The organism is Actinomadura sp. KC06 (assembly GCF_004348735.1).
In the GTDB taxonomy this organism is placed as follows: Bacteria; Actinomycetota; Actinomycetes; order Streptosporangiales; family Streptosporangiaceae; genus Spirillospora.
On the sequence record NZ_SMKT01000249.1, the window covers coordinates 1 to 8,546 of the forward strand.

General features: G+C 69.7%; 5 protein-coding genes. 3 read left to right on the plus strand and 2 right to left on the minus strand.

What is annotated here, in order from left to right; all coding sequences use genetic code 11:
* Both E1287_RS40230 and eccCa read right to left on the minus strand, forming a co-directional pair.
* Positions 1 to 476, minus strand: a 476-nt coding sequence (locus tag E1287_RS40230; protein WP_131970902.1) for a YbaB/EbfC family nucleoid-associated protein, incomplete at its 3' end; no start/stop codon positions are given.
* 9 nt (positions 477 to 485) lie between these two features.
* On the minus strand, positions 486 to 4,436 hold the full coding sequence (eccCa, locus tag E1287_RS40235) for a type VII secretion protein EccCa (RefSeq protein ID WP_131970904.1): 3,951 nt from the start codon (positions 4,434 to 4,436) through the stop codon (positions 486 to 488).
* Positions 4,437 to 4,947: 511 nt separating this feature from the next.
* On the opposite strand from eccCa, the gene eccD reads away from it, so the two are divergent.
* From eccD to E1287_RS40255, 3 genes are all read left to right on the plus strand, one after another.
* Positions 4,948 to 6,360, plus strand: coding sequence for a type VII secretion integral membrane protein EccD (gene eccD, locus E1287_RS40245; protein WP_131970908.1), 1,413 nt, complete (start codon positions 4,948 to 4,950; stop codon positions 6,358 to 6,360).
* A 13-nt stretch (positions 6,361 to 6,373) separates the two neighbouring features.
* Positions 6,374 to 7,813, plus strand: a complete 1,440-nt coding sequence (gene eccB, locus E1287_RS40250; RefSeq protein WP_131970910.1) for a type VII secretion protein EccB — start codon at positions 6,374 to 6,376, stop codon at positions 7,811 to 7,813.
* A 105-nt stretch (positions 7,814 to 7,918) separates the two neighbouring features.
* Complete coding sequence (locus E1287_RS40255) at positions 7,919 to 8,209, plus strand: WXG100 family type VII secretion target (protein WP_131970912.1); 291 nt, start codon at positions 7,919 to 7,921, stop codon at positions 8,207 to 8,209.
* Positions 8,210 to 8,546 lie beyond the last annotated feature (337 nt).

The window sequence follows — 8,546 nt, forward strand, 5'->3', positions numbered from 1 at the left end:
CAGCGGGGGCCGGGGGAGTTGGGGCCCTTGTAGTTGTCCATGGCTTCCTTGGCGCGTTGCTGCTGGACGCCCAGTTCGTGGGCGAGGGTACGCATCTGGCCGGCGAAGCCGTTGGCGATCTTGTCGAGGGACGCGAGGGCCTTGGCGGGGTCCATGGCCTGGCCGTCGTCCTTGGCCGGGAACAGGTCGGACCCGGCCTCCTTCACCTTGGTCTGGAAGTCCTGCGCGGCGGCGTTGACCGCGGTGCGGATCTCCTCGCTCAGCTCGGCGGACGACAGCCGCAGCGCGCGGGGGTCGAGGTCCAGCTTGGTCAGACCGCCCTCCGACTTGAACTCGGCGACGATCCGGCCCTCGGCGGCCTCGCCGCGGCCGACCGCGGCCTGGATGGTCTCCTGCATTTTGGAGAAGTCGCCGATCTGCTGCTGCATATCGCGCTGGAAGCGCTCGAAGTCGGGTCCGAGGCTGAACTCGGCCATCGAATCCTCCTATTCCTGGTGTGCGGTCTGGATGAGGCGGGTGCCATGGCGGCGGTTGATGAAATAGCCGCGGCCGACCGGCAGTGCGTGGCCCTTGACGTTGCCGAGCACGACTCCCTCGTCCTTGTTACCGGACATCAGAAGGCCGGGTGACCCCATTTCCTTGATGCGTTGCAGGACCGGGTCGTACATGGCGCGTCCGGACCCGCCGAACGCGCGGGACACGATGACGTGCAGCCCGATGTCGCGGGCCTGCGGGAGCAGCTCCGCGAGCTGCGCGACCGGGTTGGCGGACGTGGCCACCAGGTCGTAGTCGTCGATGATCAGGTAGAGGTCCGCGCCGCTCCACCACGACCGGTCCCGCAGCTGCTCGGGCGTGAGGTCGGCGGGTGGGAGCCGCGCCTGGAGCGCGCCGACGATGTCCTTCACCAGGCCCTGCGCGGCGGCCGAGGACGCGGCGTAGCCGATCCGGTGCTCGGTGTCGGCCGCGTCCAGCAGCGCCCGCCGGTAGTCGATGAAGATCATCCGCGCCTGGTCGGGCGTGTACCGCTCGATGATCCCGCTGGTGATCATGCGCAGCAGGTTCGACTTGCCGCACTCGGTGTCGCCGATCACGAGGAAGTGCGACTCGGCCTGGAAGTCCAGGAAAACCGGCGACAGCGTGTCCTCGTCGATGCCGATCGGGATCCGCGAACCGCTCTCCTGGGCGCTCGGCATCGAGGAGACCGGAAGCACGGCGGGCAGCATCCGGACCTTGGGCGCGCCCGGGCCGTCCCAGTTGCCGGCGATGGCGGCGACCAGCTTCTTGACGCCGTCGGCGAGCGTGGCGTCGTCCGTCTCGCCGTCGATGCGCGGCAGCGCCGTCAGGCAGTGGTGGCCCTCGCGGGTCAGGCCGCGGCCCGGCTTGCCCTCCGGGACGTTCCCGGCCAGCTTCCGGTCGATCTCCGACTCGTACGGGTCGCCGAGCTTCAGCTCCAGCTTCGTGCCGAAGAGGTCCCGGACGTTCATCCGGAACTCCGACCACTTGTTGACGGTCGCGATCACGTGGATGCCGTAGCCGAGACCGCGCGCCACCAGGTCCGTGATGACGGGTTCGAGGTTCTCGAAGTCCTGGCGGAGGGTCATCCAGCCGTCCACGAGGAGGAACACGTCGCCGTAGCCGTCGCCGGTGATCTCGCCGGACGCGCGCATCCGCCGGTACGTCGGCATCGAGTCGATGCCGCGCTCGGCGAACTCGCGTTCCCGCTGCTCCAGCAGCGCGGTGACCTCGGCGACCGTGCGGCGGACGCGGTCGCCGTCCAGGCGGTTGGCGATGCCGCCGACGTGCGGCATGTCCGCCATCGCCGCGAGCGTCCCGCCGCCGAAGTCGAGGCCGTAGAACTGCACCTGCTGGGGCGTGTGCGTCATCGCGAGGGACGCGATCAGCGTCCGCAGCATCGTGGACTTGCCGGTCTGCGGCGAGCCGGCGATGCCCGCGTTGCCCGCCGGGCCGGACAGGTCGACGTACATCGGGTCGCGGCGCTGGTCGAACGGCTTGTCGATGATGCCGACGATCGCGTGCAGCCGGTTCCGCCAGGCCTCGTGCTGCGTCGTGAGGCCGAGGCCCGGGACGACGGCGAGCGACGGCAGCAGCTCGTCCAGCGTGGGTGGCGCGTCCAGCGGCGGCAGCCAGATCGCGTGCGCCGGCGGGCCGTGGTTCTCCAGCTGCCCGACCACCACGTCGAACAGCGAGGCCTGCGTCTCCTCCTCGGGCCCCTGCTGTTGCTGCTGGTTCTCGATGACGTGCGGACGGATGTAGTCCGGAATGTACGGGACGATCTGCCGGATGACCTGCGGGCCGCCCTGGTCCTTCGGCTGCAGGTCCTCGGAGGCGGGACCGGACACGTACGCGGCGCGGAACCGGGTCATCGACTCGGTGCCGAACTTCATGTAGCCGTGACCGGGGGCGGACGGCAGCTCGTAGGCGTCCGGGACGCCGAGCACGACGCGCGACTCCTGCGCGGAGAACGTCCGGAGACCGATCCGGTACGACAGGTGCGTGTCGAGGCCGCGGAGCTTGCCCTCCTCCAGACGCTGCGACGCCAGCAGGATGTGGACGCCGAGCGACCGTCCCAGCCGTCCGATCATGACGAACAGGTCGGCGAACTCGGGCTTGGCCGACAGGAGCTCGGAGAACTCGTCCAGCACCAGGAACAGCGTCGGCATCGGCTGCAGGTCGGCGCCCTGCTCGCGCGCCTTCTCGTAGTCGCGCAGCGAGGCGTAGTTGCCCTGGGCGCGCAGGTACTCCTGGCGCCGCACCATCTCGCCGTGCAGCGCGTCGTACATGCGGTCGACGAGGGGGAGCTCGTCCTCGAGGTTGGTGATGATCGCGGAGACGTGCCGGAGGTTCTCCATCCCCAGGAACGTCGCGCCGCCCTTGAAGTCGACGAGGACGAAGTTGAGCACCTCGGACGAATGGGTCAGCGCGAGCCCGAGCACCAGCGTCCGCAGCGCCTCGGACTTACCGGAGCCGGTGGCGCCGATGCACAGGCCGTGCGGGCCCATGCCGCCCTGCGCGGACTCCTTGATGTCCAGGTGGACGGGCCGTCCCTCGGTGTCGACGCCGATGGGGACGCGCAGCCGGTTGCGCGGCGCCCGCGGCCGCCACGTCTCGCGCGGGTCGACGCGGAACGGGTTCTCGATGCCGAGCAGCGAGGTGACCGTGGTGGCGCCGGACAGGGCGTCCTCCATCGGGCCGGTGGACGCGCTCGCGCGCAGCGGGGCGAGCTGGCGGGCCAGCGACTCGGCCTGCTGGAGGGTGATCGAGTCGGGCTTGCCGATGCGGGTGGCGACGTCCTTGCCGGTGCGGTCCTTGGTGAGGCGGGAGACGGCCTGCTTGGTGATGCCGAGCCGGAGCATGGTCGCCTCGGGCGTCGGCGCGACCGAGCCGGTCAGGTCGATGATGCAGACGCCCTCGACGCCGTCGGCGGCGAGCTGGGAGTCATAGGACGCCTGCCCGCCGTCCATGATGACGATGTGGTAGGGGAGGTCGTCCTGCGACAGGCCCGGCTGGAACCGGGGACGGTCCTTGACGTCCTGCCCGAACATGGCCTCGAGCGTCGTCATGCTCTCCGCCATGAGGCGGACCGGCCCCGCCGCGTCGTGCTCGGTGGGGTGCAGGTTGTGCGGGAGCCACTTGATCCACTGCCACCACGGCATCCGCTCCCGCGACGCGCACACCGTGATGCGCACGTCGTCGGGGGAGTGGAACGTTGCGATCTGCACGATCAGCGCGCGGACCATCCCGTACACGGCCTCGGGATCTCCGGACGGGACGATCCGGGAGAACGACCGCAGCGACAGCGAGATCGGCAGGTTCGGGACGTTCGCGTGCGTCCGCACGAACCGGCGCAGCGCGCCCGCCGTCATGGGTTCGAGGTCCTCGATGGGCTTCGTCTCCGGCGCGATCAGCTGCACCGCGAGCTTCTGCGCGCCGCTGGCCAGCCGCACCTGGATGAAGTCGTCGTCGGACGGGCGCCGCTCCCACAACCGGGCGCTCATGGCCAGCGACCACAGCGAACCGGGGTCGGGGCTCGCCCACTCCAGCGCCTCGCGCTGCTGCTTCGCCGCCCTGCGGACCTTCTTGCGGACCTGCCCCAGGTAGCGCAGGTAGTCGCGGCGCTCGTTGTTGAGCTTGACCTTGCGCTCGCCGCTGCCGCGGCCGACCTGGCCGAGCATCATGCCGAACATGGAGACGGCGAACATGCCGCCCGCCACGTACTGCAGGGTGCCGCCACCGCGGCCCGCCATCATGAAGACCATGGCGCCGGAACCCGCCAGCATCGGCAGGTAGGTCAGCACCGCCTGCATGCCCTGGGGGATCAGTTCCGGTAGTTCCGGCGGCGATTCGAGCAGGATTTCTCCCCGCGGCATTGGCGGGGGGTCGCGCCGCTCCCTGCGCCGGACGATGTCCGTGCTCACGCTAGTCGTCCTTTCCATCGCACACTGTCCTGAGCAGCGCGCGGGGTGCGCCGCCGGTCTCCCGGTGTCCTGCTGCTTGCCGTAGTCACGATCACGCGCCTGCGTATCACGATCACGTGGTCGTGCGATTACTTGAACGATATGAATCGTAGAGGCATCAGATCTGGCATGCGAGTCACATCGAACCCATCAGTGACCGGTCCGGTACACGCCGGACCCATCCAGACATTAGGGTTGGCGCCGATCACACCACCACCGTCCACGTCATGATGAAGCACGAAGATCCCCCGGCGACCGAGGTGACCCGCATGGCACCATGCAGGTGCTTCGCCCCCCGTCCGAACCGCGGACACCGTCCGAGCGCCGGACAACGCCCGATTGCCGGACACCGCCCTGAAGCCGGGCAGCGCCCGGCGCCCGGGCACCGCCCGACCAATGGGCACTGCCCGACCACCGGGCACGGTCCGTCCGCCGGACCGGGTCCGAACACCGGAAGATTTGCGAGGAAGTCGTGAGTGCGCTCCCAGGAGCTGACCTCTGCCGGATCACGGTCGTCGGACCGAGCCGGCGGGTCGACATCGCGCTGCCGGCCGACGCGACCTTCGCCGAGCTCTACCCCACGATGCTGCGCTACGCCGGCCAGAACCTCGCCGACGCCGGTCTGGCGCACGGCGGCTGGGTGCTGCAGAAGCTCGACGAGGCCCCGTTCGACCCCGCCAGCACACCGGCGCAGGCCGGTATCCGCGACGGCGATCTGCTTTACCTGCGCCCCCGGATGGCGCAGATCCCCGATCTCGTGTTCGACGACGTCCCCGACGTCGTCGCGACCGGGGTCAAGGACCGGCCAGGACGCTGGCGCCAAGACTCCACCCGCAGGTTCGCCATCGCCTGGGGCGTGGCGGGGCTGGTCGTAGGAGCGCTTGCGCTGCTGCTGGCCGGGCCGCCCTGGATGGGCTCGTCCTGGATCGCCCCCGCCGTGGGCGCCGGCGTCATCTCGCTGCTCCTGCTGGCCGCCGCGATCTCGCTGTCCCGCGCGCTCGGCGACGCCGGAGCCGGCTCGGCGCTCGGATACGCGGCGCTGCCCTACGCGTTCATCGCCGGGCTGCTGGCACCGGCGAACAAGGACTCGCTGCTGGACATCGGCGCGCTGCACCTGGTCGCCGGATTCGGCGCGGTGGTGCTGGCCGCGACGATCGCCGGGTTCGCCATCGCGGATGGTCTGCCGGTCTTCTACGGGGTCGCGATCGCCGCGCTGCTCGGGACGGCCAACTGCGCCGTCCCGCTGGTGTTCGACATGGACGGCGCCGGAATCGCCGCCATCACCGTCACGGTGGCGCTCGCGCTGACACCGCTCTTGCCGGGCGTCTCGTTCAAACTCGCGAGAGTCCAATTGCCACCCGTGCCCGGCAGCGCCGAGGAACTGCGCCGCGACACCCTGATGGTGGACGGACGCGCCCTCCTGGAACGCACCGCCGTCGCCGACCGGTTCGTGACCGGCGGCGTTTCTGCGATCGGGCTGGTCGCCATCGGCGCGATCGTCCCGCTGTCGTTCGACGGCGGATGGGTGAGCCCGGTCATGTGCGTCGTCCTGTCCTTCACCGTCCTGCTGCGGGCGCGGATCTTCCGGGCCCGGGCGCAGAAGCTGTGGCTCCTCATCCCGGGGGTGGCGGGGCTCGGCACGCTCGCCGTCGCCACCGCGCTCGACGCCGACTCCCAGGTCCTCCTGCTGGTCGGTGTGCTGTTGCCGACACTGGTGGTCTCCGCTATCGCGACCGGCGTGGGGATGTGGCTGCCCGGTAACAAGCTGACCCCGTTCTGGGGCCGTGCGGGAGACATCCTGGAAATCCTCTTCGTGGTGGCGCTCGTCCCGCTCGCGCTCGGCGTCGCCGGGGTCTTCGAGTACGTGCGCACCGTGGTGAGCTGACGGGGGAGGCACGATGCAGACCAAGAGGGATCTGCTCCAGGCGCACCGCCTGATGACCCACCGCGCGTCCCAGGCCCTGATCCTGGCCGAGCCCGACTATCCCGAGGCGCCGCTGCGCAAGATGAACATCGGCACGTTCGCCGGGATCATGGTCGCGATCCTCGTCGGCGCCGGGTTCGGGATCGTCGGCCTGCTCTTCGGCGGCGGCAACAGCGGGCTGGACAAAAAGGGCATCGTGCTCATGGAGAAGGAGACCGGCGCCCATTACGTCTGGTGCACCCCCAAGGGCTCGCAGAAGGACGTGCTGTGCCCGGTGGCCAACTACGCCTCGGCCAAGCTCGCCGCGTCCCTCGCCGGCGGCGGAAGCGGCGCGGCCCCCGAGCAGAAGTCCGTCTCCGCCAAGTCGCTCTCGGACTACCCGCGCGGCCCGATGATCGGCATCCCGGGCGCGCCCGACTCGGTCCCCGCGGCCAAGCGGCTGGTCGGCGGCCCGTGGTCGGTCTGCGTCCGGCAGAACCAGCAGGGCGGGACCGGGCAGTCGGTCGTCTCGCTGGTGGGCGGACGCGACGTCGGCGGCGAGCCGCTCGACCCGGCCATGGGCGTGGTCGTCAGCACGGGCGCGAACAACAACTGGCTGATCTACAAGAACCAGCGGATGCGCCTGTCGCCGGCGGGCCTCACCGTGCTCAGCGCGTCCGCCCCGGCCCAGGTGTCGCCCGGCTTCGTGAACGCGCTGCCGGCCGGTCCCGACTTCGCCCCGCCGAACATCCCCGGCGCCGGCCGCCAGCCGCAGTTCGCCGGGGCCAACGGGGTGGTCGGTCAGGTCTTCCGGGTCAAGGGCGTCGGCGGCGGCGACCAGCCCTACGTCCTGATGCCGGACGGGTACGCGCCGATCAGCGTCCTGCAGGCCGCGCTCATCCAGAACTCGGCCGCGTACCGGCTCCCCAAGGACACCCCGCTCGACGGCGCGATGGTGACCAACCACCGTTCGGCGCAGCGGGTCATGGACGAGCGGCTGCCGCAGTCGCAGATCACGGTACGGCCGTACGAGGCGAAGCAGTCGCTCTGCGTCGTCTACCCCAACCCCGGGAAGGGCTCGAACGACGCCAAGCTCACCATCGGCGGCGGCGCTGACCTTCCGATGCCTGTGCAGGCGTCCGGCGGAGGCGTCGACAACGTGGTCCTGCCGCCGGGAAGCGCGGTTCTGGCCGGTGTGCTGCCGGCGACCGGCGCGGTCGAGTCGATCAACACCTACGCCCTCGTCGCCGACGACGGCCGCAGGTACGCGCTGAAGTCCGCGGAGACCGCCAAGGCGCTCGGATACACCATCTCCGGAGACAAGAACGACTCCGTACCGGTTCCCGCCAACCTGCTCAACCTCGTGCCGCAGGGGCCGCCATTGGACCCGCAGCGGGCACTTGAACCCATTCAATCGAGTGGTGCCGGTACGTGATCAATCGGATGCCGCAGAGTGATCAGGATAAAAGGGCAAGTTTCCCAACGTAGCGCAGAATCTTGATACGATCGCCGCGCGTTACGGTCATTACGGAGGGATGCCGTGAGTCAAGCCTTCAGCACGGACTACGCCACCATGCAGCAGGCCCAGGCGATGTTCCAGGCGAAGCATCGGGAGATGGTCTCGCTGCTGGACTCGCTCGAAGCCGACCTGCAGAGCGGCCTGGCCAGATGGGAGGACGACGCGCGCGACGCCTACTTCGAGGCGAAGGGGAAGTGGGAGCGCGTGGCACGGCAGCAGGCGGACACGGTCAAGGAGTTCGGCCAGGCGGTGGGGACCGCCCAGCAGAACTACCAGTCCGCCGAGGGAACCAACACTCAGATGTGGGCCTGACGGCCCGCGCTCCCAGGTCAGCGGGCTTCGGCCGACCCCTTTCGTCCGATGTGGTCTTCCGTAAGCCGCATCGCTGACCATGCACCGTTCCTGCACCGTAATGTCGCTTTACGAGGATGTGCGTTGTGCCCGACCATGGAGTTCAAAGTCGACCGGGTCGACGATGAACAACGGGGGCTCGCGTCGCGTCGAACACAAGTAGAACCAAGTCGGGAAGGATGACTGATGAGCCAGAAGTCTTCGGTCGACAGAGCAGAAATGGCCCAGGCGGCCCAGCGGGTCGAGGAGGCGGCGCAGGACCTGCGGAAGATCCAGGCGGATCTGGGTCAGGAGCAGT